Below are 24,509 nucleotides of genomic sequence, written 5' to 3'. Positions count from 1 at the left end.
AAAATAATAAGACCTGCTTTAGGTATTCTAAAGTGGGTTTTTTATGCTGTTTGCTGAATAGTATGAGAATTGTAATTTCTTTCTATTAATTGAAAATATATAGAAAGTAAAAAAGATATAAGTATATATCCTAAAACTACAAATGTAGCTCCCTGAAAAATGGTGTCAATATCAAACCAACTACCATAGTAAAGTATAAAATACAATCCCATTGCAAGTTTAATACATTCTGCAAACAAAGAAATTATATGTCGATCCATTAGAGATGTATAAGCAAATATCGATACTCCTAGAAAGATAGAGTAGTTTACAATTTGGATAAACTCCAGATCGGCAACACTAATCAATAAGTAATACATAAGTGCTACTGTGATTACAAGCTGAACCCATGACCACAATTTTAATATCAATGAACTTTCTGTTTTATATTTTTGTCTTGAATAAGGGTTTGTAATGATTTGTATAGGATATTTTTCTTTTACATCCTCTGGTCGCCATCCCGTTGGCATAAACCATATCTTAATTTTATCAAGCCAATTTCGGGTTCTCCAAGCATCTTTTAATATTCCCCAAATGTGCATAAAATTGATAAAGAAAGGATTCCAGGTGTTTACAGGTTTTTTTACACCATAAACCGGTGGTTTGTCTTGTAATTCCTCTTGAAAAGTTCCAAAAAGTTTATCCCAGAAAATGAATATTTCAGAATAGTTTTTATCCAGATATTCATCGTTAATAGCATGATGAACCCTGTGATGAGAAGGAGTAACAATAATATGCTCTAAAAACCCCATTTTGTTGATCAGTCGGGTATGATACCAAAATTGAGCAAAGAAATGAATAGGAGCAACAAATGCGACTATATTTGCAGGGATTCCAACTAATGCTAATGGGATATATAGAAAAAAATAAATAGCAACTATTGCAGATACATTTTGACGTAAAGCACATGCTAAATTAAATTCTTCACTACTGTGATGTATAATATGCCGGTTCCAGAATACATTTATCGTATGATTAAGGCGGTGTGACCAATAGCCAACAAAATCCAACCCGATAAAGGTTAGGATATATATCAAAATTGTAGATTTAATTTCTATTAAAGCCAGATGTTCAACCATCCATTCGTAGCTTAAAATAATAACAGTAAGGCCTATCAGGCTTTTGAGCGTGTTTGTGATACCAGAACTAATACTCGAAATTGTATCCATACCTTCATTAACCGGTATTTTTTTCCATCTACTAATTAAATATTCGATAAGTATAAGTACAATAAAGCCGGGTATTGCATAGCTTAATGCGGTTGCATAAGTTTCCATTTAACGAGTTTTATCTAAAAATAAGGAAAATATTTATTTCGAAAAACTAATTCATTCAAACAATTCGAACCTATCATATAACCGTAAAAAAAGAGATGTCATGGGAGTTGAAAAAAGAAGTAAAGTGTTACTTGAAAAAAACTAAAGAAATTGAGTTATTTTTTTCATTTTAAAAGACTATATTTGCAGCCTGAAAAAAGCTAGTATTCAGTATGGTTGAGTACTTGGTTTTTTTAACATAGTTAAATACTAAACATTAAATAGTTATATAATGTCTAAAGTTACGGGTAAAGTATCTCAAATTGTAGGTCCGGTTATCGATGTAGAATTCGCAGCTGGTACTGAATTACCAAAAATTTATGATTCGTTAGAAATTAACAAAACAGACGGTAGTATACTAGTGTTAGAGGTTCAGTCTCACATTGGTGAAGATACTGTGCGTACTATTGCAATGGATTCCAGTGATGGATTGAGCAGAGGAATTGAAGTAGTTGCAACAGGAGCTCCTATCCAAATGCCAATAGGTGGTGACGTATATGGACGTCTATTTAATGTAATTGGGGATGCGATTGATGGTCTTGGTGATCTTCCTAAAGCAGGAAAAGAAGGACTTCCAATTCACCGTCAAGCTCCTAAATTTGAAGATTTATCAACTTCTACAGAAGTTTTATTTACGGGAATTAAAGTAATTGATCTTATTGAGCCTTACGCAAAAGGAGGTAAGATTGGATTATTTGGTGGTGCCGGTGTAGGTAAAACAGTACTTATTCAGGAGTTGATTAATAATATTGCAAAAGGACATGGTGGTCTTTCTGTATTTGCAGGAGTAGGAGAAAGAACACGTGAAGGTAATGACCTTCTTCGTGAAATGCTAGAATCTGGAATTATCAAATACGGAGATGATTTTATGCACTCTATGGAAAATGGAGGATGGGATCTTTCTAAAGTAGATAAAGAAGTAATGAAAGAATCTAAAGCTACTTTCGTATTCGGACAAATGAATGAGCCTCCAGGAGCACGTGCTCGTGTAGCACTATCTGGTCTTACTATAGCAGAATATTTCCGTGATGGAGCTGGAGATGGACAAGGGAAAGATGTACTTTTCTTCGTAGATAATATCTTCCGTTTTACACAAGCAGGTTCTGAGGTATCAGCACTTCTGGGACGTATGCCATCAGCGGTAGGTTACCAACCTACATTGGCAACAGAAATGGGTGTGATGCAGGAACGTATTACTTCTACAAAGAAAGGATCGATTACATCTGTACAAGCAGTTTATGTACCTGCAGATGACCTTACCGATCCTGCACCAGCAACAACATTTGCTCACTTAGATGCAACAACAGTATTATCTCGTAAAATTGCAGAGCTTGGTATCTATCCAGCGGTAGATCCACTAGATTCTACTTCAAGAATCCTTTCGGCAGACATTCTTGGTGATGAGCACTATAATTGTGCACAACGAGTAAAAGAGCTATTACAACGTTATAAAGAATTACAGGATATTATTGCTATCCTTGGTATGGAAGAACTATCTGAAGAAGATAAATTAGCTGTAGGACGTGCGCGTCGTGTACAACGTTTCTTATCTCAACCATTCCATGTAGCAGAACAATTTACTGGTATCCCAGGATGCTTAGTAGATATTAAAGATACCATTAAGGCATTTACAATGATTATGGATGGTGAATTAGATCACCTGCCAGAAGCAGCATTTAACCTTAAAGGAACAATCGAAGAAGCTATAGAAGCTGGTGAAAAAATGTTAGCAGAGGCATAAAACAGTAGTGAGAAGTTAGTAATTGAGTAGTGAGATTAATTTCTTTCTCATTATGGTCTAAATACTAATTACTCAATACTCAATACTTAAAAATATGTATTTAGAAATAGTAACTCCAGAAGCAATATTATTTAGTGGTGAAGTAACTTCGGTTGCTGTACCAGGAATAGATGGAGAGTTTCAGATGTTAGATAATCACGCACCTATTGTTTCTTTGCTAGGAAAAGGAGATGTAAAAGTGTATGGTGAGATGAATCTAGAAGAAGAAGTTGCCGATAAATTCACCAAAGGTGGAAATGGAGCAACACTACTTTCTATTACCTCGGGAACTATCGAAATGAAAGATAATAAAGTTATTGTACTTGCAGATTAGTACGGTACTTAATTAAGGTTTTTTTATTATATATTTAATCCCTATTAAATTATTAATAGGGATTTTTTATGCTTTTAAATAAATCATGTCCATATTCAATATCTTTTAGATACCATTTTTTGATCGCTGCCATTCTAGGCATAATAGTAGTGTTTATTATTGTTTTTCTACACCCATTAGGATCTAATAATTTTACAAGTCCTTTTAAAACCCTCTACTTTACAGGATATGGGATTATTGTGTTTTTTACATATTTGATTGCCGTAATTTTTTCTAATGGATATTACTTACGTTTCAAAATCTGGAAATGGATAGAAGAACTGATTTTTTGCTTATTTTTTATAATTATCGCCATTATAATTGCTTTTTTCTACACAGAAGTGATCATTAATAAAACACCAGAACGACTTACTTTAATTTTGTTTTTAAACTGGTTTAAAATGGTATTTCTGGGATTTGGTGTCATCATGCTTGTAGTCACGGCTTTATTGAGAAACCATTACAAATCGATGAATAATGTGATATCAGAAAAGCAAAAACCTCCTATAGAACAATCAAAAACTAAGTTGAAAGGTGCATTAAAAAAGGAGTTGTTTTCTGTAGAAGAAACATCAATTGTTTATGTCAGGTCTGAAGATAATTACGTGTATATATATTATGTAGAAGAGAAATTATTGAAAGAGAAAATGCTTAGAAATACCTTAACAAATATAGGAAAACAGCTCTCACCTTTAATCAAAGCACATAGATCATATTTAATTAATCCAGATTTTATTATTTCATTAAAAGGAAATGCTCAAAATGCAAAACTTCAGTTAAAAAATGTTGAAGGCTATATTCCGGTATCAAAAACATACTTTACATCTGTAAAAAACACTACTAATTAGCCAAGAATTAATAGTATTTCACCCCAAAATGTATTTGTTTACCACAAAAAATAAGTAGCGATAACTTTCTTTTTTTTCAGAGTACAGAGTTCTTTTCATTTGTGTCATTAATTAAAAATTACACTTATGAAAAAAATAGTAAAAACAATAAAATGGTTGGCGATAACTATTATTTCTATTCTCATTATAATTGTTTTGTGGATTCGATTTTCGAGATTTACTGATACAATGATATATAAAACTAATGGCCTTACATATGATAGTTTTCAAACCGAATATGCTCATCAAGAATATTATTATGAGGTAGATAACAATGTAAAGATTCATGCAGTGCTTTTTAAACCAGATCCTACTATTCCTCCTATAGGAACAATTATACATTATTCGGGAAAAGGAATGCATTTAATGTCATCTCAGAAATATTATAAATCAATATTAGATAAGGGATTTCAGGTATTTAGTTTTGAGCGAAGAAATTTTGGTAAATCTACAGGAACAGCAGATAATTCTGTACAACTAAAAAAAGATGCGCTTTATATTTTTGATGAAATAACAAAGCATGAAGATGTTATAGATACTCCGATCATTATTTGGGGGCAATCATTAGGAGGTGCTTTTGCAATAATGAATGCAGCAGAAAGACAAGAAAAAATTGATGGCCTTATTGTAGAAGGTACGTTTAGTTCCTTTCCTGATATCGGAAAAGTATATGCAAATGCATTACATATGGAAAACTTTAAAGCGCTTGTACCTTTGTTAATGAATAATGATTTTCCCGCAGAAAAAGAAATCAAAAAAATCAAAAAACCTGTATTGGTAATACATAGTCATAATGACAAACAGGTACCATATAATTTGGGTAAAAAACTATACGAATCTTCAAATAAAGATAATACCGAATTTTGGAAAGTAAAGGGCAAGCATATTAAAGCACTATTTGATTACGAAAAAGAATATATAGGTAAATTTTTGGAAATGATTAATAATTGAGTGATAGTTAATCTAAATCATTGATTTTTAGATAAAATTATGTTAAACAGCCTTTTTTGGTAAAAAGGTTTTATACTTTTCCAGAGCATATTAATCACTCTAATGTTAAAACCTTACATATGATTCAAAGACTGATCACCTTTGTAGTTATACTAAGCACCTCATTGATTTCTGCTCAGAAAAAAACGTTGACTCATGCTGACTACGATTTATGGAAAAATATTACTGATGTTAAAGTATCAGATAAAGGGAAATTAATTGTATCTACTATTGAAACCAATACTAAAAGAGGAGACGGCTATATAGAGATATATAATACTCAAAATAAAACTAAATTTAAGTACCCTAATGGGTACAATACTTCAATATCCTCAGATGAGAACTATGTGGTCTTTAAGAAAAGACCTAAATATCAACTCACCAGAAAAGAAAAAAAGGAAGAAGTAAAAAAAGAAAATAGAACTAAAGATGCATTGTTTATCTACGATGTAAAAAATAATACTATTTATGATTCTATCTTAAGGGTGAAAAAATATAAAATGCCTAAAAAACAAGAAGGATGGTTGGTTGTCGAAAATTTTAAAAAAGTAAAAAAGAGAATAGGAAAGAAAAAAAACCTATCTGAACAAAGAAACGATAGTATAGACAGCAATGCTCCAATGGCATTTAAACAAAATTATGCCTTAGTTTACAATCTAAAAACAAAACAAAAAGATACGATTCATCAAATAAAAGATTTTATTCTACCCGAGAAGGGAAAGACATTTTATTATACATTAAAAAATAAAAAGGATAAACAAAAAGATATTGGAGTTTATGAGTATAACTTAACGTCTGGAGCAAAAATTGCTATTGATACTACAAAATATATTTATGATAAACTGGCAGTATATAAAGACGGAAATCAATTTGTTTATCTATCTGCGGTTGATTCTACAGCAATAGACTCCTTAAGGTTTGAGATGTACTATTATAAAAATAATAAACTACAAGAGCTTGTAAATATCCCGGATAAAAACCTTAGAGAGAACTGGGAATTGAGTAAGGATCAAACCCCTTTTTTCTCTGATAATGGAGATAGGTTGTATTTTTACTCGAAGCCAAAAGTAGTATACTCAAAAGATACTACATTATTAAAAGATGAAATACCACAGGTAGATGTATGGAACTGGCAGGATAAATTGATTCAGCCAGAACAGAAATCAAAATTTGAACAACTTAATAAAAAGGCGTTTTTATCATACTATAATACCAAATCTAACCAATATGTTCATATTCAGGATCATACTATCGAAACACTTAATTTTGATAAAAATAAACAACAGCAATATATAATAGGAGCAACAACATCTCCTTATGATATAATGCGTTCATGGAATTATCCGTGGACAAAAGATTATTATGTGATTGATACCAATACAGGAAATAAACATTTGATTCTTAGGAATAAAGGAAGACAACCTGTTCTTTCTCCAGACGGACAATATGCACTGCATTATGACATGAAAGAAAAACATTGGTTTTCGATTGATTTACCTGCCTTGAAAAAAACAAACCTTACCAAAGAGTTGGATGTAGCATTTTATGACGAAGATGATGATCACCCTTCATTACCATTTCCTTACGGTTTTGGAGGATTTGATTCAAAAGGAAATGCATTGATTTATGATAAGTTTGATATTTGGCGAGTTGCTCTTTCTGGGAAAGAAAAACCGATAAATCTTACGCAAAATGGAAGGAAAAACAATGTTGAGTATAGAACAAAAATGTTGGATCCTGAACAAAAAAACAAAGCAACATATTGTAATAAAGAATTATTGATTACCAGTTTTGATAAGATGACAAAAGCTTCGGGCTTGTATACTTTACGAAAAGGGAAATTGATTGAAAAAATCAGACCTTCAGGGTTTCGTATTAGCTCTTATAAAAAAGCAAAGAATGCTGAAGTATATAGCTATAGAAAACAAAACTTCACTACATTTTCTGATCTTTATATAACTACAAATACATTTCAGAATTCTGATAGAATAACAGCAGTAAACCCACATCAAAAAGATTTTAAATGGGGAACCGCAGAGTTATTTTCATGGAAAACATATGATGGTAAAAAACTTGAAGGCATTATTTATAAACCCGAAGATTTTGATCCTTCTAAACAGTACCCTTTGATCACTTATTTTTATGAAAAACGATCCGATAGCTATCATGATTATCATATGCCCAGACCCAGTGCATCTATTGTAAACCCATCTTATTTGGTAAGTAATGATTATATCATGTTTGTTCCTGATATCGTATATGACGAAGGTAAACCAGGAGCCAGTGCATATAATTGTATCGTTTCGGGAGTAGAAGCTTTAGAAGAATTAGGGTATATAGATAGAGATAATATAGGGATCCAAGGACAAAGCTGGGGTGGATATCAGGTGGCATATTTGGTAACTGTTACTAATAAGTTTAAAGCAGCGATGGCAGGTGCTCCTGTGAGTAATATGACTTCTGCTTATGGAGGAATCAGGTGGAAATCGGGATTGAGTAGAGCATTTCAATACGAAAGAACTCAAAGTAGGCTAGGTAAAAATCTATGGGATGGATTTGATCTTTATATTGAAAACTCACCACTTTTTGGTATCCCTAAAATAGAAACTCCCTTACTAATGATGCATAATGATAACGATGGGGCAGTACCTTATTATCAAGGTATAGAAATGTTTATGGGAATGCGTAGATTACAAAAACCGGTATGGCTACTAGTGTATAATGAGGAAGCTCATAATCTGAAAAAAGTAAAAAACAAGCAGGACCTTTCTATTAGAATGATGCAGTTTTTTGATTATTATTTAAAAGGTGAGCCTGCTCCTAAATGGATGACCAAAGGGGTTCCTAGAATACAAAAAGGAAAAGACTTGGGGTATGGTTTAGAGAATACAAGAGCATCTAGTATTATGCCCAGTTCCAACGAATAAGATGCCACTCTATACCATCAGACTCATGAGTGATTAATGTTTTAAAACCGATGGCATAATGCGCTTGTAAAGAACGCAAATTATTTGATGCTACTTCGGTGATTAGGAGATTATATTTGTCTTGTAATTCGGTTTTCATGGTTTGATACAAACCTCTAAAAATTCCTTGTTTACGATAGGCTTTATCAATACATACTTGCCCCATTATTACATAGGATATCGAAGGGTCTAAGTGGTTTTCGATGATAGAAAACATAGGTTTTAGGAGTTCTATTTCATCCTTAAAATCTTTTAACATACACAATGCATACCCAACCACTTTATCACCATCCTTAGCAATGATATGAGGTTGTTTGCTATTCATTTTTCTTAGAATATCAAGATCATGTTGCACAGAAACAAAACCCTCTGCTTCTTTTTCTGTTTGAGAAATTGAAATCGGTAGATTATCACGCTGAAGTACTAAAATTTGTTGCAATTCTACTTCAGAACTAATAACAGTGTACGTTATATTCATTGTGTATTATTTAGCTTTTAACCAGTTCTCACGTTTATTTAGGGCTTCTTTACTAGCGTTTTGTAATAATTTGGTTTCAATATCTGGGTGTGCAGTAAAAGTCATTTTAGCTTTTACTTTTTTACCTAACCTTTTGTAGGTTATCGTTACCTTTTCGCCAGGAGTGTATTTTTTTAGTACCTCAGATAATTGTTTTTCATCTGCAACAGCATCTTCATTTATCGTTAGAATAACATCATCTTTATCTAATCCCGTTATATAAGCAGGAGAATCCTTTTTGGGGTAATCAGAGATAAAAGCATCGTTGTTTTTAAACTTTACAGGCACTCCTGCAAAGTAGACCTTTTTAGGATTATTAACCATTGAAATTCCAAAACTAACAAATAGAGTTTTATAATCAGGAACCTTGCTATTACTGATATATTTAGTAAAGAAATCATTGGCAAACGACTCTCCTGCATATTCGCGCAGTGTGGTTAACAGATGCTCTTCTGTATACGGGATTTCGGTTTTTCCATATTTTTGCCAAACAAGCTTCATGTAGTCATCAAGATTAAGGCTATCCTTATAGTTTCTTAAGGATAAATCCAGAGCTAACCCTAGCATACTGCCATAAGAGTAATATGATATAAATGTATTTCCTCTGTTTACAGGATCTACAGATGTTGCTGCATCTACAAAAGGAGCTTGGTAGCTCATCTCTGTAGGATTAAAATACACTCTGGCAGGAGAGTTCCATACATAATTAAAAGACCTTGCTAACCCTTGTATATATTGTTCCTGACTTATAATACCTGCTCTGCATAAAATTAATCCCGTATAATAACTGGTAAATCCTTCTGCAAACCATAATTCTCCAGACATATTGGCTTTTTCAAAATCGAAAGGCTCTAATGTTTTTGGTCGTATACGTTCTACATTCCAGGCATGAAAAAACTCATGAGAAACAGTTCCTATGTTTCTGTCCATTCCCTCCTTTGCAAGACTACGAGTACTGGTCAGGATAGTAGAGTTTCTGTGTTCCATACCATCACCAGATACATTCGGCATATAACAGGCCAAAAAAGTATAGGTTCCGTTGTCAAATTTTGGATATTCTCCAAACACTTCTTTCTCTTGCAGTACTACTTTTTTGACTTTTTCAAAATAAGTATTAGCTTCTTCTTCGGTCCCTAAGTGGTGTAATGCAAATTGTATGGTGTATTCTGAACCTTCAGATTGAACGGTAAATGCTTTTAGCGAGTGATTGCTAATTTCTACAGGACTATCCATAAAATACTGTAGATTAGGTGCGGTATATTTATTGTTTCCAACAGGAAAAAGTTGCGTGGCAATCTTCCAGTTTAGATCTTTTCTAGTATCAAAAGTCACTTCGACAGCTCTATCTTTAAGAGCAGGAGCAAACATAAAAGTAGCAGGAATATTGAGGTGTGCATGGGTTTCATCAATTTGAGAATACGTCCCATCTCCACGATCTGCAAATAGAATATAGGATACTTTAATGGTGCCATCATGACCAGAAACATCCCATTGATGAGGGTTAGGGCGGGTTACCTTAACTTTTTTACCTTGACTGTCTGTAATCTTTACGTCATATATATTCTTGGCAAATTCATGTAGAGCATATCTCCCGGGTGATGTTCTACTCATTCGCAAAGAAATAGTCTCTGTTTTTAGGTCAGAAAATGTAGCTTGTATTTTAGCTTCGTGATGAACAGCATTTTCAAAAGATATATGATACTGGTTTTTTGATTGAGAGAAGTTGAATTGAACACATAGTATTACAATTAATAACTGTACTAGTTTCATTATGATTGGCTTATGATTTATGTGTGAAATGATGATGAAACTCAAATATAGGTATTAATTATAATTCTTTTCAGATAACTTTTTAATAAGGATGGGGTATACTAGAAAGTTTAACAATATTTCTGATTGTTAATGCTACCATCTTCAAATCATTTGCTTCGAAAAAAGAAAAATCCCTTGAATATACTTGTGGTGTTTTTTCTTCTTTTATAATTCCGGTATTCATAATTTTCGGGATTCCGTTTTCAAATACTAATGCCTGCGGAGATGTTTCAATGGCATTAATGTTGTATATACTCCCATCATAAAGAGGTTTAATAGTTGGTACATTAGTATGCCCGACAATTATATGAGATGCATTATAAACTTTAAGAATCTCTTCTACTTCTTTTTTTGAAGATTTTTTAATTTCATCGTTTTTTCTTATGTAGCCTCTATATTGAGTTACTCCTGTTTTTCCTAATATAATTTCCTTAAGATTTTCATCAATAGGTTTGTTATCCCAATACTCCCCAATAGCTTGATTTATTTGCTTAATAGTATATTTTTTTGCTGCGGTTTCGGGACTAATTCCTCCATGAGTAATTAAGGTTGTTCCGATTTTTAGTAGTATTGGTCGTGTTCTTAACCATTGCCCTAAATATGTTTTATTAGAAAAAGCATCTTTAAAAGACATCATCTGCTGAATGGCAAACAAATTAGCAGGATTTACACGACTGAAATTACCTCTTAGAATATACTGTTCATGATTTCCGAGTAGATAATGAACCATTCCTCCAGCTAATTCTGCCTGTTCCGAAAGCTGAACTGTTTTCCAGAGTACTGTACTTACTTTAGTTCCACGATCAACCATATCGCCTGCAATAACCAAATGGTTTTCTCCAAAACACCAATTACCAAGAGAATCAATAACTTTAAGGTTTTTTAAAAGAGTATCCATATATTCATAATCTCCATGAATGTCACTAATAAAGGCAATCTTATCAGGAGTAGTAGTAATTTCTGTAGCGGGGACTTTAATTTCTGGTAGAGAGAAATTCAGAATTTGTTTTTTGGTGTCAATAGAGAAGTTTTTAATAGTAGAATCATACGTTTTATGATGTGTTTCATTATTTTGGTACCAATCTACAGATATGGTATTGTCTTTTTGATAGGTAACAATTGGGCCTTCAATAAAATCATCATCAAACGTTGAGGCATCGGCAACTCCAGCCAAATTAGCGTTAAAATCAATGAATTTAGATTTTACAGGAACCTGAAGTGTTTTGTAAATACCATTCTTGGTTAATATAACAGTACTTTGATTTAGTTTGTAAATTATAATCATGAGAATTAAGGTAAGTATTCCTAATATTGGATAAAGTAGGAATAATTTCCATTTTTTAATCTTTTTCATTTCTGTTTCGATTTAAGGTTAGACAATAGTTTACTTAGGCAATGATATATGATCATTGTCTATAATAAGTGGTTTAGAAAATTGAGATTACTTAATTCTAGAGATAAATTTATTCCTCGGTATATTCTAAAATATCGGATGGTTGACAATCTAAAACCTTACAAATGGCTTCTAGTGTCGAAAAACGTATAGCTTTCGCTTTTCCGGATTTAAGTATCGAGAGATTAGCAGTGGTAATGCCAATTTTTTCTGCCAATTCTTTACTCTTCATTTTTCGCTTAACAAGCATCACATCTAGATTTACAAGTATTGGCATAGTTATATTGTTAGTTCGTTTTCTTCCTGTAGTTGAACTCCTTGTTTAAATATAGTTGCAATAAAAAGAGCAAAAATACCTAGTATGATATGTAAAAACACTGCATAGAGGTCATTAAAATTTCCACCTTGAAAAATAAGTAACTGAATACCGCCATATAGTATGGGAAAGAATAAATTTATAATTGTGAAATAAGTTAAATACTGTATTGCATTTTTTGAGAATAGAATTTCTGCTTTAAAAGTCTTAAAAACAAGTGATAAGACATAAAAAAATGATACATAAAATAAGAAAAACATAATAATTGACACAAATGTATTGATTTCATATGCTCCCTTTATTACCGAATCGGTAAAAGGAATTTTAATCTGAAAATTATGATCAGAGATATTCAGAAAAGAATTACTCATCATGGCAAATACAATAAATAATAGAAAAATCCCGTACCCAATAGTAGTCACTCTAGTCAAATAAAATAATAGAGTCGATAATGATTTTTTTCCGAACATTTTCATAATTATATTGTTAATTCGTTTTCTGACTGAATTTCAACTCCTCGTTTGAAGATCAATGCAATGATGAATATAATTCCTGCCATAAAGAGGAATTCTGAGCTTCCGAAATCGTGTTCAAAAACAACCCCTTTTTTTAATAACCTTTTGCTATATCTGGTTGCAAAATATGCTAATAAACCTATCCATAATGAAACGTAACTAATGCTGGAAATTAGATGTGCTATAGCAAGAGTAAATGGTTTGTCAAAATCAATCTTTGAAAAAATTTTAATTACTAAATAAAACATATAAGCCTTAAAGGCCAGTATGGAAACAATTAGTGATAGAACCATGATATAATACTGAATAGAAAAGTTATAAAGGTTTGATAAATCTAAACCTAGATATAGATTCTTTGCAGCTTCTTCATTTACAAAAAGACTTAGTGTACTCGAAATAAGTATTGCTCCCAACTTAATACATAAACCAATGAATATAACCCAGGATATTACTTTCATTGCATTTAAAACTTGTTTTGTTTCCATTTTTATTATCGTTTAACGATAACAAATATATAAAAATTATTGATAAACGATAATTTTTTATTAAAAAAACCTATTTTTTAATTTCTAAAACCTCGTGGTACCTTTGAAACATGGTTTCGAGAAAGCTAAAGCAAAAACTAGATAATCGTATTGAAAACAATTCTCTTCATTTAGTAAACAATAACATTCCTTGAAAGTATCGATTTTACAATCTTTATAACAAATAATGTTTTTAGGAATTTAGAATTTGATTAACAAACTTTTTCCATAAAAACTGTATTTTCACAGGGGTTTTTATATTCAAAATTATTTATCATATAAATCATGAAAAAACTAAATTCGGCACTTACTTTTATTCTATTTATTTTATTTTTTATTCCATTTCAATTATTCTCTATCGATCCAATAGATACAAGAATGATGATGCAGCCTGCCATAGGAAAAAATCATATTGCATTTATATATGCAGATGATTTGTGGGTTGCCAATTTAGATGGATCAGAACCAAAAAGACTTACCATAGATAAAGGTATTGAATCCAATCCTGTCTTTTCTCCTGATGGGCAATCTATAGCATTCAGCGCTGAATATGATGGTAACATAGATGTTTTTATCATTCCAACAAATGGAGGGATACCAAAAAGGCTTACTTGGCATCCTGTTCGAGATTTTACGCTTGGTTTTTCTCCTGATGGAAAATCAGTTTTATTCAATTCACAAAGAGCAGTTCATACCAATAGGTACTCAAAATTGTATCAAGTTTCTATTGATGGTGGTTTTCCTAAAGAATTAGAGATTCCTAATGCTTGGCATGCAACATATTCTCCAGACGGTAAAAATATGGCTTATACCCCAATTCGTGGGCGGTTTCATCAATGGAAAAATTACCGTGGAGGAACAACTGCCAATATTTGGTTATTCTCTTTCAATGATAAATCTATTGTTAAGATTCCTCAACCAAAAGGAGGTAGCAATGATGTGCAACCTATGTGGAAAGGAGATAGAGTATTTTTCTTAAGCGATAGAAATGGAGAGTTTAATCTATTTTCCTATAATACCACATCTAAAGCAATAAATCAACTTACACAATTTAATGATTTCCCAATAACAAATGCTAAACTTGGTTCTGATAAAATTATTTTTGAACAAGCGGGGTATCTTCATTTATATAATATTGTACAACAAAAATCAACCAAGCTAAAGATCGGTATTGCTACAGATTTATTAGAGCTACGTGAACGCTACATTAAAGGAAATAGATATATTCGTTCTGCAGATATATCACCTTCAGGAAAAAGAGTCGTATTTGATTATAGAGGCGAAATCATTACTGTACCTGAAAATAAAGGAAACTCTAGAAATATTACATTAAGTCCCGGTGATCATGAAAAATATCCAGCTTGGTCACCTGATGGTAAACAAATCGCATATTTCTCTGATGCTTCTGGTGAATATGAGTTATATATCAAACCTCAAGATGGAAAAGGAGAACCTAAGAAATATAAATTATCAGGAACAGGGTTTTATGCGCATACTACTTGGTCACCTGATAGTAAAAAAATTAGTTTTTCAGATAATGGCCGAAACCTATACATTTTAGATATCGCCTCAAAAAAAATTACTAAAATAGCTAATGACGAATACTATTTTCCCGGCGCATTCAGAAATCTATTTGGAGATTGGTCTTCAGACTCTAATTGGATTGTATACTCTAAAATAATTGACAGTAATTTCGAACAAGTATTCCTTTATTCCATTAAAGATTCTAAATCTTATCCAGTATCTGATGGATTAAGTAATGCCAGTAACCCTGTTTTTGATCCCGGTGGGAAATACTTGTATTTTTTCGCTTCAACAGATGCCGGCCCTGTAGTTAACTGGTTTGATCAATCAAACCAAGATATGTCTCTGACGAATTCAATTTATTTAGCAACGCTGAAAAAAGATATCATCTCGCCATTTGCAAAAGAAAGTGATGAAGAAAAACCAAAAAAAGATGAGAAAGAAGAATCTACTAAAGATAAAAAAGACTCAGAAAAAGAAAAGAACAATCCTAAAGAACCTTTACAGATAGATATTGATGGAATTCAAAATAGAATTATTGATCTCCCTATAAAAGGCGGAAATTATTATGATTTAAATTCAGGAGAAGATGATAAAATATTATACATATCATTTAATAATAATGATTCTGAAGAGCCCTCAAAACTACATCAATATGACCTAAAAGAAAGAAAAGATGAAGAAGTTATGGAATTAGATAATTACGTAATTTCTTCTGATGGTAAAAAAATGCTTTACAATAAAGGTAATAAATGGGGGGTTGCCGAAACTGGCAAAAAACCAAAAAATGGCAAAGGTGTTTTAAACATCAATGATATTCAGGTAAAAATAAACCCTACTAAGGAATGGGAGAACATTTTTGAGGAAGCATGGCGAATCAATAGAGATTATTTCTATGATCCAGGCATGCACGGATCAGACTGGAAAGGCATGAAAGAGAAATACTCACAGTTTTTACCACATTTGTCTTCTAGAAATGATTTAAATCGAGTAATCCAATGGATGTGTAGTGAATTATCTGTAGGACACCATCGTCTACAAGGAAGAGGAGATCGATTGAATATCCCTAAACAAATACCTGGGGGACTTCTGGGAGCAGATTATGAAATTGTCAATAACAGATATCGATTTAAAAAAATATATGGCGGCCTCAACTGGAATCCAGAACTTAGATCTCCTTTAACAGAACCTGGTGTTCAAGTTAAAGAAGGAGATTATTTACTAGCTGTAAACGGAAAGAATATAAATAGTAATGATAATTTATTTAGCTTTTTTGAAAACACAGCAGACAAAATAATTGAGCTAACTGTAGGGCCAAACTCAGACAATAAAGACTCTAGAGTGATTAAAACAACCCCAATAACAAGCGAATACAGATTAAGAAATCGGGATTGGGTTGAGGGTAATCTAAAAAAAGTTCACGAAGCCACTAATGGACAGGTTGCCTATGTATATGTGCCAAATACAGCAACAGCTGGACATGAATATTTTAAAAGATACTTTTTTCCTCAAGCCAATAAAAAAGCTATCATTATCGACGAACGATTCAATGGTGGAGGTCAGATAGCTGACTATTATATTAATTTATTATTAAACCCATATCAATCTCATTGGAATTTTAGATATGGTAAAGATCTGAAAACTCCAAGCGCTTCTATTCAAGGCCCTAAAGTCATGCTTATTGATGAAACTGCAGGATCTGGAGGTGATATGTTGCCTTGGATGTTCAGAAAATTTAAGGTAGGCCAACTTGTCGGTAAGCGAACCTGGGGAGGTTTAGTTGGGATATTAGGATTTCCAGAATTTATTGATGGCGCTAGTGTAACTGCTCCTAATGTTGCCATCTGGACAGAAGATGGGTTTATAGTAGAAAATGTGGGAGTCGCTCCAGATATTGAAGTTGAGCAATTACCTTCAGAAGTTATTAAAGGAAATGACCCTCAACTAGAAAAAGCAATTGAAATAGTATTAAAGGAGTTACAAAACAATCCTCCTAAAAAGCAAGTACGACCTCCTTACCCTAAAAGAGCACGTAATTAAACATAGAACAAATGCTTAATAATTAGGTGTTTTTAGTTTCTGGTGAATTTTCTTAATGAAGTGATTTAATTTTTTTTCAATTCGTTATTAAAAAGTTTAAATCACTTCATTATATCTTTATGATCAGGATATTCATTAGTCAAAATTTCTCTACCAGCCAATTCAAAATCAATAAAATCAAAACCTGTTGATACTATACGTCTTACAAACATATAATCATTTTCATTTTTCAGATTAGAAATAAGCCAACAACCTACGAAAACTATCAATTGAGGAAACTTATCTTCTTCAAGATTCACCCCAACTGTAGTTGATATGTATTCAAATACTATAGAAGTTTCATGAGATATTATATTAAGCCAAAACAGAATGAATAAAACAGTAGTTTTATAGTCAAATTAGTATTCATTAAAAACCTGACTGCTTGTAAGAAGTATTTGTTTTATTTTTGAAATTATTATGCTATTTCCAGAAAAGCTTCATAAAAAATTTAAGAATAGAGAAAAGAGTAATGCTCTTCGTAAACTCTCTGAACAAAAGATTCTCATCGATTTCTCGTCTAATGATTACCTGGGGTTTACATCATCAAAGGAAATTTTTAATGGGACACATCGATTATTGATTGAAAAAACAATACAAAAAAACGGAGCGACAGGTTCTCGTTTGCTTTCTGGAAATCATAAATTATATGTAGAAGCAGAAAAAATGCTTGCAGATTTTCATAACTCTGAAGAAGCTTTGATTTTTAATTCTGGATATGATGCTAATGTTGGCTTTTTTTCTTCTGTACCTCAACGAGGAGATATTATTTTTTATGATGAACTAATACACGCCTCCATTAGAGATGGGATGCAGATGAGTAATGCAAAATCATATAAGTTTAAACACAACGATATAGAAGATCTAAAGTTTCAGATTGAGCGAAATCAAAAAGAGAGAAGTGATCAAGAAATATATATCGTTACAGAGTCGGTTTTTTCGATGGATGGAGATTGTCCAGACTTAAAATCTTTAATAGCATTTTGCCAAAAATATAATTATCACCTTATTGTAGATGAAGCGCATGCGACTGGCGTATTTGGTGATTATGGTGTGGGGCTACTTCAGAAATTAGGAGTAGAAAATCAGGTTTTTGCAAGGATCAATACCTTTGGTAAGGCTTTGGGTTGCCATGGAGCGGTTATTTTAGGATCAAAGGATCTAAAAACATACTTAGTCAACTTTTGTAGGAGTTTTATATACACCACCGGATTACCACCACACTCTATCGCAACAATCCAAATGGCGTATGAAGAACTTCAACGTACACCTGAAATTAAAAAACTTATCGAAAATATTACTTTTTTTACCCAAGAGCTTGAATCCAAACATCTAACATCAAGATTTATTAAAAGTGATTCTGCAATACATTGCTGTATTATTTCGGGTAATGAAAACGTAAAAAAAGTAGCAAACGAGATCCAGAAAAAAGGATTTGATGTCAAGCCAATTTTGTCACCTACCGTGTCACAAGGTAAAGAACGATTGCGCTTTTGTTTACATTCTTATAATTCTAAAGAAGAAATCTCGGAAGTCTTAGAACTACTTGCTACTTTTGTATGCATATGAGCGAAACATTTAAAACTGTCGCTGTTTTTCAATATTCGGCAGAAGCATTGATCATCAAAGGAAGAATAGAATCAGAAGGAATCCAGGTTTTTACTATGGATATGCATACTATTGATACAGATCCTTTGGTTAGTAACGCCATCGGAGGCGTTAAATTGAGAGTAAAAGCAGAAGACGAACAGAAAGCACTGCAGATTATAGAAAGTATACAAGAATATGCTATAGATGATCAGGGAGAATCTATTTGTTGCCCAAAATGTAATGGAGAAAAAATAGTTCTGGATTCAACAATCGATAGCATTAAAAGTTTAGTTCTTCTTCTATTGTTTATGTTACCAATTAATCAAAAAACAAAATATAGATGTGAGAACTGTAATCACATATTTTACTTAAAATGAATAAAAAGATATTCGTTACAGGGATAGGTACAGAAGTAGGTAAAACTATAACCTCGGCAATTGTGGTCGAGGCACTGCAGGCTGATTACTTTAAACCAATACAGGCAGGAGATTTAGAATATTCGGATACCGATAAAGTACAAGAATTGGTGTCTAATTCGAAATCTAAGTTTCACAGCAATAGCTATGCCTTAAAAACCCCGATGAGCCCGCATGCTGCAGCAGAAATTGATCAGGTTTCTATTGAAATCAATAAAATAACACTCCCCAAAACCAATAATGATTTGGTTATTGAAGGTGCCGGAGGATTATTGGTGCCATTAAATGATAACAATACAATCCTGGATCTAATACACTCTGATTACCACGTTATCGTAGTTTCTAGGCATTATTTAGGAAGTATTAATCATACCTTAATGACCATCCAGATTTTAAAAGAAAAAGGATTTAACGTGTCTATTATTTTTAATGGGGCAGCACATAAAACTACCGAAAGTATCATAAAAAAAATGACAGGAGCCTCAGTTATAGGAAGAATTGGCAATGAACCTTATTTTGATAAAATGGTAGTTTCAGAATATGCAGAACTGTTTAGAGATCAATTAAAATCACTTTAATATTCACTAAAAAATATTCGCTTCCGCGGAAGCGACACCTATATGACTTTAAAAGAAAGAGATAAAAAACATCTTTGGCATCCACTCACCCAGCATAAAATACATCCCGAAGCATTACCAATTATAAAAGCAAAAGGAGCTTTGCTTTATGATGAAGATGAGAATATATATATTGATGGGATTGCATCCTGGTATACTGCTATGTATGGTCATTGCAATGATTATATTTTAGGGAAAGTGAAACATCAGATGCAGCAGCTGGATCAGATTGTATTTGCAGGTTTTACACATGAGCCTGCTATAAAATTATCTGAAGAATTAATCAAAATATTACCAGATAATCAGGAAAAGATATTCTTTTCAGATAATGGTTCTACTGCCAATGAAGTAGGAATTAAAATGGCACTACAATACCATTTTAATAGAGGTGAAAAAAGAAACACAATTATCGCTTTTGAAGATGGTTTTCATGGGGATACTTTTGGAGCGATGTCTGCCTCGGGATTATCGGTTTATAATGGCCCTTTTGAAGATTTTTTTATAAATGTTAAACGTATTCCTACTCCAAATTTTGAAAATATTGATAGTGTTATAAAAGAATTACAAGAATGTATTGCAACTCATGAAGTAGCTGCTTTTATATATGAGCCACTGGTACAGGGAGCCAATGCAATGCATATGTACGAAGCGAGATATCTGGATCAAATTCTTACTATCTGTAAAGACAATACTATTATTACCATTGCAGATGAGGTAATGACAGGTTTTGGAAAAACCGGAAAAACATTTGCTTCTGATCATATAGAAACCAAACCAGATATTATTTCGATGTCTAAATCTTTAACAGCAGGATTCGTACCTATGGCAGTAACAAGCTGTACCCAGGAAATCTATGATGCCTTTCTTGATGATTCTATTGGTAAAGCTTTTTTTCATGCGCATACCTATTCTGCCAATCCTATCGCTTGTTCAGTAGCCCTTGCGGCGATAGAGCTGTTAGAAAGTGAAGAAATCCAAAATAGTATTAACAGAATAACAATGTCTCACAAGGATTTTGATACTAAAATCAAAAACCACCCAAAAGTTAAAAGAACCAGGCAGACAGGAGTGATTTACGCTCTGGATCTGGATATCGAGATGGATCGTTATGGTAAAAAACGATATGAGATATTTGACCATTTCATGAAAAATGGTGTAGCATTAAGACCACTAGGAAGTACAGTATATGTTCTGCCCCCGTATGTAATTACCCAGGAACAGTTACAGAAAGTGTATGCTACTATTGTCGAGTTATTAGAGAGTGTTTAGATATTGAATTGTTAAACCTATTATTAAAATTAAAGAATTCCTTTAGTTTTTATAGTTGTACATCCTTTTGTTATCCATACTTGGTACAATAACCCTGTTTTCAGGGTGTAAAAACATAAACACTATTCTTAGTTTTGAAACTACGCTAAACAAAATTTCAAATTCTAATGAAATTGTCCTTGCCGAAACTCAGCACAAACAATTAAAGGGAAGGAAAACTTTAATACAAAAAAATAAATGGATTATATTAAGTTATATATACTAATAACATTTATTGCGGTATCACAAAATACGATTGCTCAAGAGTATAAAAAACATGAAATTCCAGATTTCAATATCGAATTTAAAAACCCAAAAGATTGGTTACTTGAAACAAATTCTATATATGAAGGTTCGAATAAATCTATCAATTTTATATACCTGTATAGTCCAGAATATGAAAAAAATAATAGAGATAAATTTTCAAAAGAGTTTGTTGTTATCGCATTTGAAATTGAAAACTTAGGAGGCCAAACAAAAACATTAGAACAAGAAATGAAAGATTTTGTTAATTTATGGATTGAATTTCACGAAATTACAGGGTTACCTCTTTTTAAAATAACTATTAAAAAAGAAACCGAACTATTGGGGAATAGAGCATGCTGGATTACCTACCCAACTGACTACGGCACATGTCACACAATATTTACTGTAATTGGTAATTATAAATATTCCTTAAGTTTACAAGGATCTGATGTAAATAACAAGCAATATATGTCTGTATATACTAGTGTTTTAGAATCTCTAAAATTGATAAAATGATTGAGACAGAGTAGATAAAAAATAGATGATTTATTTGCTTGTGGAATGTAAGATATTGCTTTCTAACATTTTTTTTAACCTCTCTTTATCGTCAATGAAAAATGCTATCGTTGTATATGTCTTTTTCATTCCATAAAGTCCAGAAAACATATTTTCTTTTTTCAAAGTGATTAGCATATTATGATTTTCTAACTCGCCAAGTGGAGATAATTTGATAGTCTTAGTATCGATTTCGATTTCTTTGTTTGTAATTTCGATAGATGCAATATTGTTAATGTCTATTGTAGTTTCACTAAGGATACCATAACGTAGATGTAAAATATCACCTTCTATGGTGGTGGGTCTTTTAATAATAGATTTTAAAAAACCAAAGATCTGGATACTAGAGTATACACTTAATATACTTGCAATCCAGGCCGCAATTACGCTCCATTTTAATAAAAGAACATGTAGCACATAGGTTTCGACACCAATGATTATGATAAGTGCCGCTAATAAAGAAATGGTTCCGCTATTTTTATGATAGGTAAATTCATTTTCTGCTAGGATTCTCTTTTTCCAGGATACGAATCCATAATAGAATACCGCAAGCTCCATAGTAAGAAATATTGCAATTTTACCAGGTGCAATTTCACCACAGGTTTCCTTTAATGCAGAGAAAAAATCTAACTCTTGTTTTGCATTTGCTTTATATCGTTTTATGGTTTGGCGAACTTTATAAAATACAAAAACACCTACACCCAGCTCTACAAAAGGAAAAATCCAGTTTTTTGCCCAATTTAGTGTAGACTGATGTTCTTGCGGAATAATATAAGAAGCGATAACCATTCCTAGAATAAAAAAAGGAACGATAGTAGTTTTAGGAATATTTTTCTTTTTGATTAATACAAAATAAACAATAGGTATCGTAAAAAGTAGATCAAGAGTGATCCCAATTGATAATGCACCGGTATTTGAAGCGAAGATTTGTGATTTGGTGATCAAAACCACTAACAAAATAAGAAGTACTGGTACTCCGAATACTACTAAATTACTATGGGTTTTCGTTGTCATATTCATTTTGTTTATATCCTAATAAATCAATTTGTTCATCGGTTTCATCAATGATTACATACATTTCTTTGTACGTCCATTGGTCATTTTGTTTAGTACCTACAACATATAATTGTGCTTCACCTTTTGGCCCTTTTATAGGAATTGATATATCTGCAGATCCTGTGTTATTTTTATAAGAAAGGCTACCATTCATTATACCATTAGTCTCTATAGGTTCTCCCAGGATATTTACTACATATTCATCTTCGTTTACTTTAACAAGAGCATCCTGATAAGGAGTAGATTCAGTGATTAATTCACTTACACCAAATATCAGAGAGCCTAAAAAAATAAAAAATAAAACAATTAGAGTAAGACAGCCTCCCACAGGAACTGCCCAGCCCCAATTTCTGGCAAACCAGCTTTTTTGTTGTATATGATCCTCCATAATTTTTATTATTATATCCTATAAAGATAAGTATCTAAAATGTGTTTTTTGTTACTAAAATCTTATGATAAATGATATAACTATTGAACAAGATCGAACAAACCTGTACATTTGCCAAAAATTGAAAATTGCAACAAAAAATATCAATAACAGGAATTTCTTCTATATCTCCATTGGGAGTTTCTTCTGGCGATATATGGAAAGCATATAAAGATCCATCACATCATATCTCTTTTAAAGATTTTGAAGGAGAACAAGCCCCGATTGCATTACTTTCTCAAAACGTAAAACAGAAAATAAAAGAACTAAGAGCAGAGAGTTCTCATTATGAGGCATTGGATGACTCAGTTCTTTTTGGTGTTTTTGCAGCCAGACAAGCAGTTAGAAATGCTGGATGGAATGAAGATCGTAATTTTGGAATTAACATCGGTTCTTCTCGTGGGGCAACAGGGCTTTTTGAAAAATACCACCAGGAATTTCTCAAAAGCGGTAAATCGTCTACATTAAGTTCACCTACGACTACGCTTGGAAATATTTCATCATGGATTGCTCATGATTTACAAACCACCGGACCAGAAATAAGTCACTCGATTACATGTTCTACAGCACTACATGCTGTGCTTAATGGTGTTGCCTGGTTGCAATCGGGTTTGGCAGATCAATTTTTGGTAGGCGGAAGCGAAGCCCCATTAACGGCATTTACGATTGCACAAATGAAAGCCCTTAAGATATACGCATCAAATGATAAGGTGGCATATCCATGCCAAGCAATGAATTGGGATAAAAAAAGAAATTCTATGTTTCTTGGTGAAGGTGCTGCTATTGCATGTTTAGAAAAAGGAGTAAAAGAAAATGCTTTGGCTTTAATAGGAGGTATTGGTTATGCTACAGAACCATTAAAGCATAATATATCGATATCTACAGAGGCAGATTGTTTTCAAAAATCCATGAAATTGGCTTTAGGCGAAACCCTTGCAGATGAGGTAGATGCTATTGTATTGCATGCACCGGGTACAGCAAAAGGAGATCTGGCAGAATATAATGCTATTAAAGCTGTTTTTAAAGATTCATTACCAGCTTTGACAACTAATAAATGGAAAATAGGACATACCTTTGGTGCCAGCGGGATCTTGAGTCTGGAGCTTGCAGTACTAATGCTAAAACATCAGGAATTTATTCCGGTACCCTATGTAGCATATGATAAGTTTCCTAAGCAGTTAAATAAAATGATAGTAAATGCTGTTGGTTTTGGAGGTAATGCCGTTAGTATTTTGCTCGAGCGTCTTTAATTTTGCGATATTT

Annotated in this window: 22 protein-coding genes; 12 read left to right on the top strand and 10 right to left on the bottom strand. The window is 32.4% G+C overall.

All coding sequences use genetic code 11. The annotated features are described in order from the left end of the window. Positions 1-41: 41 nt before the first annotated feature. Positions 42-1,316, bottom strand: coding sequence for a sterol desaturase family protein (locus tag NNH57_RS15630; RefSeq protein ID WP_108807267.1), 1,275 nt, complete (start codon positions 1,314-1,316; stop codon positions 42-44). A 271-nt stretch (positions 1,317-1,587) separates the two neighbouring features. Between NNH57_RS15630 and atpD the strand changes: the two genes are divergently transcribed. From atpD to NNH57_RS15605, 5 genes are all read left to right on the top strand, one after another. Further along, on the top strand, positions 1,588-3,096 hold the full coding sequence (gene atpD, locus NNH57_RS15625; RefSeq protein WP_074406923.1) for a F0F1 ATP synthase subunit beta: 1,509 nt from the start codon (positions 1,588-1,590) through the stop codon (positions 3,094-3,096). Between the two features lie 94 nt (positions 3,097-3,190). Then, a complete protein-coding gene (locus NNH57_RS15620) occupies positions 3,191-3,469 on the top strand; it encodes a F0F1 ATP synthase subunit delta/epsilon (RefSeq protein WP_106790997.1) in 279 nt (92 codons plus the stop codon). 68 nt (positions 3,470-3,537) lie between these two features. Further along, positions 3,538-4,356, top strand: a complete 819-nt coding sequence (locus tag NNH57_RS15615; RefSeq protein ID WP_082994795.1) for a LytR/AlgR family response regulator transcription factor — start codon at positions 3,538-3,540, stop codon at positions 4,354-4,356. A gap of 126 nt (positions 4,357-4,482) precedes the next feature. Continuing rightward, positions 4,483-5,346 carry an alpha/beta hydrolase gene (locus NNH57_RS15610; RefSeq protein WP_108807268.1) on the top strand — a complete coding sequence of 288 codons (864 nt, stop codon included), beginning with the start codon at positions 4,483-4,485 and terminating at the stop codon, positions 5,344-5,346. Positions 5,347-5,465: 119 nt separating this feature from the next. Beyond that, on the top strand, positions 5,466-8,312 hold the full coding sequence (locus tag NNH57_RS15605; protein WP_132065813.1) for an alpha/beta hydrolase family protein: 2,847 nt from the start codon (positions 5,466-5,468) through the stop codon (positions 8,310-8,312). Here the strand turns inward: NNH57_RS15605 and NNH57_RS15600 are convergent. The 6 genes from NNH57_RS15600 to NNH57_RS15575 form a co-directional block, all read right to left on the bottom strand. Beyond that, positions 8,290-8,829 (bottom strand): GNAT family N-acetyltransferase, encoded by a 540-nt coding sequence (locus NNH57_RS15600; protein ID WP_074406928.1) that lies wholly within the window; start codon positions 8,827-8,829, stop codon positions 8,290-8,292. The genes NNH57_RS15605 and NNH57_RS15600 overlap by 23 nt on opposite strands. A 6-nt stretch (positions 8,830-8,835) precedes the next feature. Beyond that, on the bottom strand, positions 8,836-10,638 hold the full coding sequence (locus NNH57_RS15595) for a M61 family metallopeptidase (protein ID WP_074406929.1): 1,803 nt from the start codon (positions 10,636-10,638) through the stop codon (positions 8,836-8,838). A gap of 82 nt (positions 10,639-10,720) precedes the next feature. Beyond that, entirely contained in the window at positions 10,721-12,034 is a 1,314-nt protein-coding gene (locus tag NNH57_RS15590) for a metallophosphoesterase (RefSeq protein ID WP_108807270.1), read from the bottom strand. 109 nt (positions 12,035-12,143) lie between these two features. Further along, positions 12,144-12,350, bottom strand: a complete 207-nt coding sequence (locus NNH57_RS15585; protein ID WP_025664510.1) for a helix-turn-helix domain-containing protein — start codon at positions 12,348-12,350, stop codon at positions 12,144-12,146. A 2-nt stretch (positions 12,351-12,352) separates the two neighbouring features. Continuing rightward, positions 12,353-12,865, bottom strand: a complete 513-nt coding sequence (locus NNH57_RS15580; protein WP_074406931.1) for a DUF2975 domain-containing protein — start codon at positions 12,863-12,865, stop codon at positions 12,353-12,355. A gap of 2 nt (positions 12,866-12,867) precedes the next feature. Then, positions 12,868-13,389: a DUF2975 domain-containing protein gene (locus NNH57_RS15575; RefSeq protein WP_108807271.1), complete on the bottom strand. Its 522-nt coding sequence runs from the start codon at positions 13,387-13,389 to the stop codon at positions 12,868-12,870. Positions 13,390-13,713: 324 nt separating this feature from the next. On the opposite strand from NNH57_RS15575, the gene NNH57_RS15570 reads away from it, so the two are divergent. After that, positions 13,714-16,992, top strand: a complete 3,279-nt coding sequence (locus NNH57_RS15570; protein WP_074406933.1) for a S41 family peptidase — start codon at positions 13,714-13,716, stop codon at positions 16,990-16,992. Between the two features lie 101 nt (positions 16,993-17,093). Here NNH57_RS15570 and NNH57_RS15565 read toward each other — a convergent pair whose 3' ends face one another. Further along, a complete protein-coding gene (locus NNH57_RS15565; RefSeq protein WP_255411996.1) occupies positions 17,094-17,309 on the bottom strand; it encodes a cupin domain-containing protein in 216 nt (71 codons plus the stop codon). 142 nt (positions 17,310-17,451) lie between these two features. Here NNH57_RS15565 and NNH57_RS15560 point away from each other — a divergent pair, with 142 nt between their 5' ends. The 5 genes from NNH57_RS15560 (at position 17,452) to NNH57_RS15540 (ending at position 21,724) form a co-directional block, all read left to right on the top strand. Further along, complete coding sequence (locus NNH57_RS15560; RefSeq protein WP_074406935.1) at positions 17,452-18,600, top strand: aminotransferase class I/II-fold pyridoxal phosphate-dependent enzyme; 1,149 nt, start codon at positions 17,452-17,454, stop codon at positions 18,598-18,600. Beyond that, positions 18,597-18,998 carry a putative signal transducing protein gene (locus NNH57_RS15555; protein ID WP_074406936.1) on the top strand — a complete coding sequence of 134 codons (402 nt, stop codon included), beginning with the start codon at positions 18,597-18,599 and terminating at the stop codon, positions 18,996-18,998. Before NNH57_RS15560 ends, NNH57_RS15555 begins: the two co-directional genes overlap by 4 nt. Further along, positions 18,995-19,615: a dethiobiotin synthase gene (gene bioD / locus NNH57_RS15550; RefSeq protein ID WP_074406937.1), complete on the top strand. Its 621-nt coding sequence runs from the start codon at positions 18,995-18,997 to the stop codon at positions 19,613-19,615. The genes NNH57_RS15555 and bioD overlap by 4 nt, the downstream gene beginning before the upstream one ends. A 42-nt stretch (positions 19,616-19,657) precedes the next feature. Continuing rightward, the gene (gene bioA / locus NNH57_RS15545; protein ID WP_074406938.1) at positions 19,658-20,923 is read left to right on the top strand and encodes an adenosylmethionine--8-amino-7-oxononanoate transaminase; all 1,266 of its coding nucleotides are present in this window, start codon (positions 19,658-19,660) and stop codon (positions 20,921-20,923) included. 237 nt (positions 20,924-21,160) lie between these two features. Further along, positions 21,161-21,724: a hypothetical protein gene (locus NNH57_RS15540; RefSeq protein ID WP_074406939.1), complete on the top strand. Its 564-nt coding sequence runs from the start codon at positions 21,161-21,163 to the stop codon at positions 21,722-21,724. A gap of 30 nt (positions 21,725-21,754) precedes the next feature. Here the strand turns inward: NNH57_RS15540 and NNH57_RS15535 are convergent, their stop codons facing one another. Together NNH57_RS15535 and NNH57_RS15530 are read right to left on the bottom strand one after the other, a co-directional pair. After that, positions 21,755-22,777, bottom strand: coding sequence for a hypothetical protein (locus tag NNH57_RS15535; RefSeq protein WP_234423318.1), 1,023 nt, complete (start codon positions 22,775-22,777; stop codon positions 21,755-21,757). Beyond that, the gene (locus tag NNH57_RS15530; protein WP_108807274.1) at positions 22,758-23,207 is read right to left on the bottom strand and encodes a cytochrome c oxidase assembly factor Coa1 family protein; all 450 of its coding nucleotides are present in this window, start codon (positions 23,205-23,207) and stop codon (positions 22,758-22,760) included. The genes NNH57_RS15535 and NNH57_RS15530 overlap by 20 nt, the downstream gene beginning before the upstream one ends. Before the next feature lie 128 nt (positions 23,208-23,335). On the opposite strand from NNH57_RS15530, the gene NNH57_RS15525 reads away from it, so the two are divergent. After that, positions 23,336-24,496, top strand: a complete 1,161-nt coding sequence (locus tag NNH57_RS15525; protein ID WP_108807275.1) for a beta-ketoacyl synthase N-terminal-like domain-containing protein — start codon at positions 23,336-23,338, stop codon at positions 24,494-24,496. Positions 24,497-24,509: the final 13 nt, after the last annotated feature.

Source organism: Aquimarina spinulae (assembly GCF_943373825.1).
GTDB lineage: Bacteria > Bacteroidota > Bacteroidia > Flavobacteriales > Flavobacteriaceae > Aquimarina > Aquimarina spinulae.
The sequence above is the reverse complement of the archived record's forward strand: the minus strand, read 5'-3'. Positions and strand labels throughout refer to the sequence as shown.

Excerpts from the sequence above, each read along its gene's own strand:
- NNH57_RS15605 (WP_132065813.1), top strand. The coding sequence starts at position 5,466 with ATGATTCAAAGACTGATCACCTTTGTAGTTATACTAAGCACCTCATTG.
- NNH57_RS15595 (WP_074406929.1), bottom strand. The coding sequence starts at position 10,638 with ATGAAACTAGTACAGTTATTAATTGTAATACTATGTGTTCAATTCAAC.
- NNH57_RS15610 (WP_108807268.1), top strand. The coding sequence starts at position 4,483 with ATGAAAAAAATAGTAAAAACAATAAAATGGTTGGCGATAACTATTATT.
- NNH57_RS15580 (WP_074406931.1), bottom strand. The coding sequence starts at position 12,865 with ATGAAAATGTTCGGAAAAAAATCATTATCGACTCTATTATTTTATTTG.
- NNH57_RS15615 (WP_082994795.1), top strand. The coding sequence starts at position 3,538 with ATGCTTTTAAATAAATCATGTCCATATTCAATATCTTTTAGATACCAT.
- NNH57_RS15560 (WP_074406935.1), top strand. The coding sequence starts at position 17,452 with ATGCTATTTCCAGAAAAGCTTCATAAAAAATTTAAGAATAGAGAAAAG.
- NNH57_RS15600 (WP_074406928.1), bottom strand. The coding sequence starts at position 8,829 with ATGAATATAACGTACACTGTTATTAGTTCTGAAGTAGAATTGCAACAA.
- NNH57_RS15555 (WP_074406936.1), top strand. The coding sequence starts at position 18,597 with ATGAGCGAAACATTTAAAACTGTCGCTGTTTTTCAATATTCGGCAGAA.
- NNH57_RS15590 (WP_108807270.1), bottom strand. The coding sequence starts at position 12,034 with ATGAAAAAGATTAAAAAATGGAAATTATTCCTACTTTATCCAATATTA.
- NNH57_RS15530 (WP_108807274.1), bottom strand. The coding sequence starts at position 23,207 with ATGGAGGATCATATACAACAAAAAAGCTGGTTTGCCAGAAATTGGGGC.
- NNH57_RS15620 (WP_106790997.1), top strand. The coding sequence starts at position 3,191 with ATGTATTTAGAAATAGTAACTCCAGAAGCAATATTATTTAGTGGTGAA.
- bioD (WP_074406937.1), top strand. The coding sequence starts at position 18,995 with ATGAATAAAAAGATATTCGTTACAGGGATAGGTACAGAAGTAGGTAAA.
- NNH57_RS15535 (WP_234423318.1), bottom strand. The coding sequence starts at position 22,777 with ATGACAACGAAAACCCATAGTAATTTAGTAGTATTCGGAGTACCAGTA.
- NNH57_RS15585 (WP_025664510.1), bottom strand. The coding sequence starts at position 12,350 with ATGCCAATACTTGTAAATCTAGATGTGATGCTTGTTAAGCGAAAAATG.
- atpD (WP_074406923.1), top strand. The coding sequence starts at position 1,588 with ATGTCTAAAGTTACGGGTAAAGTATCTCAAATTGTAGGTCCGGTTATC.
- NNH57_RS15570 (WP_074406933.1), top strand. The coding sequence starts at position 13,714 with ATGAAAAAACTAAATTCGGCACTTACTTTTATTCTATTTATTTTATTT.
- NNH57_RS15575 (WP_108807271.1), bottom strand. The coding sequence starts at position 13,389 with ATGGAAACAAAACAAGTTTTAAATGCAATGAAAGTAATATCCTGGGTT.
- NNH57_RS15630 (WP_108807267.1), bottom strand. The coding sequence starts at position 1,316 with ATGGAAACTTATGCAACCGCATTAAGCTATGCAATACCCGGCTTTATT.
- NNH57_RS15540 (WP_074406939.1), top strand. The coding sequence starts at position 21,161 with ATGGATTATATTAAGTTATATATACTAATAACATTTATTGCGGTATCA.
- bioA (WP_074406938.1), top strand. The coding sequence starts at position 19,658 with ATGACTTTAAAAGAAAGAGATAAAAAACATCTTTGGCATCCACTCACC.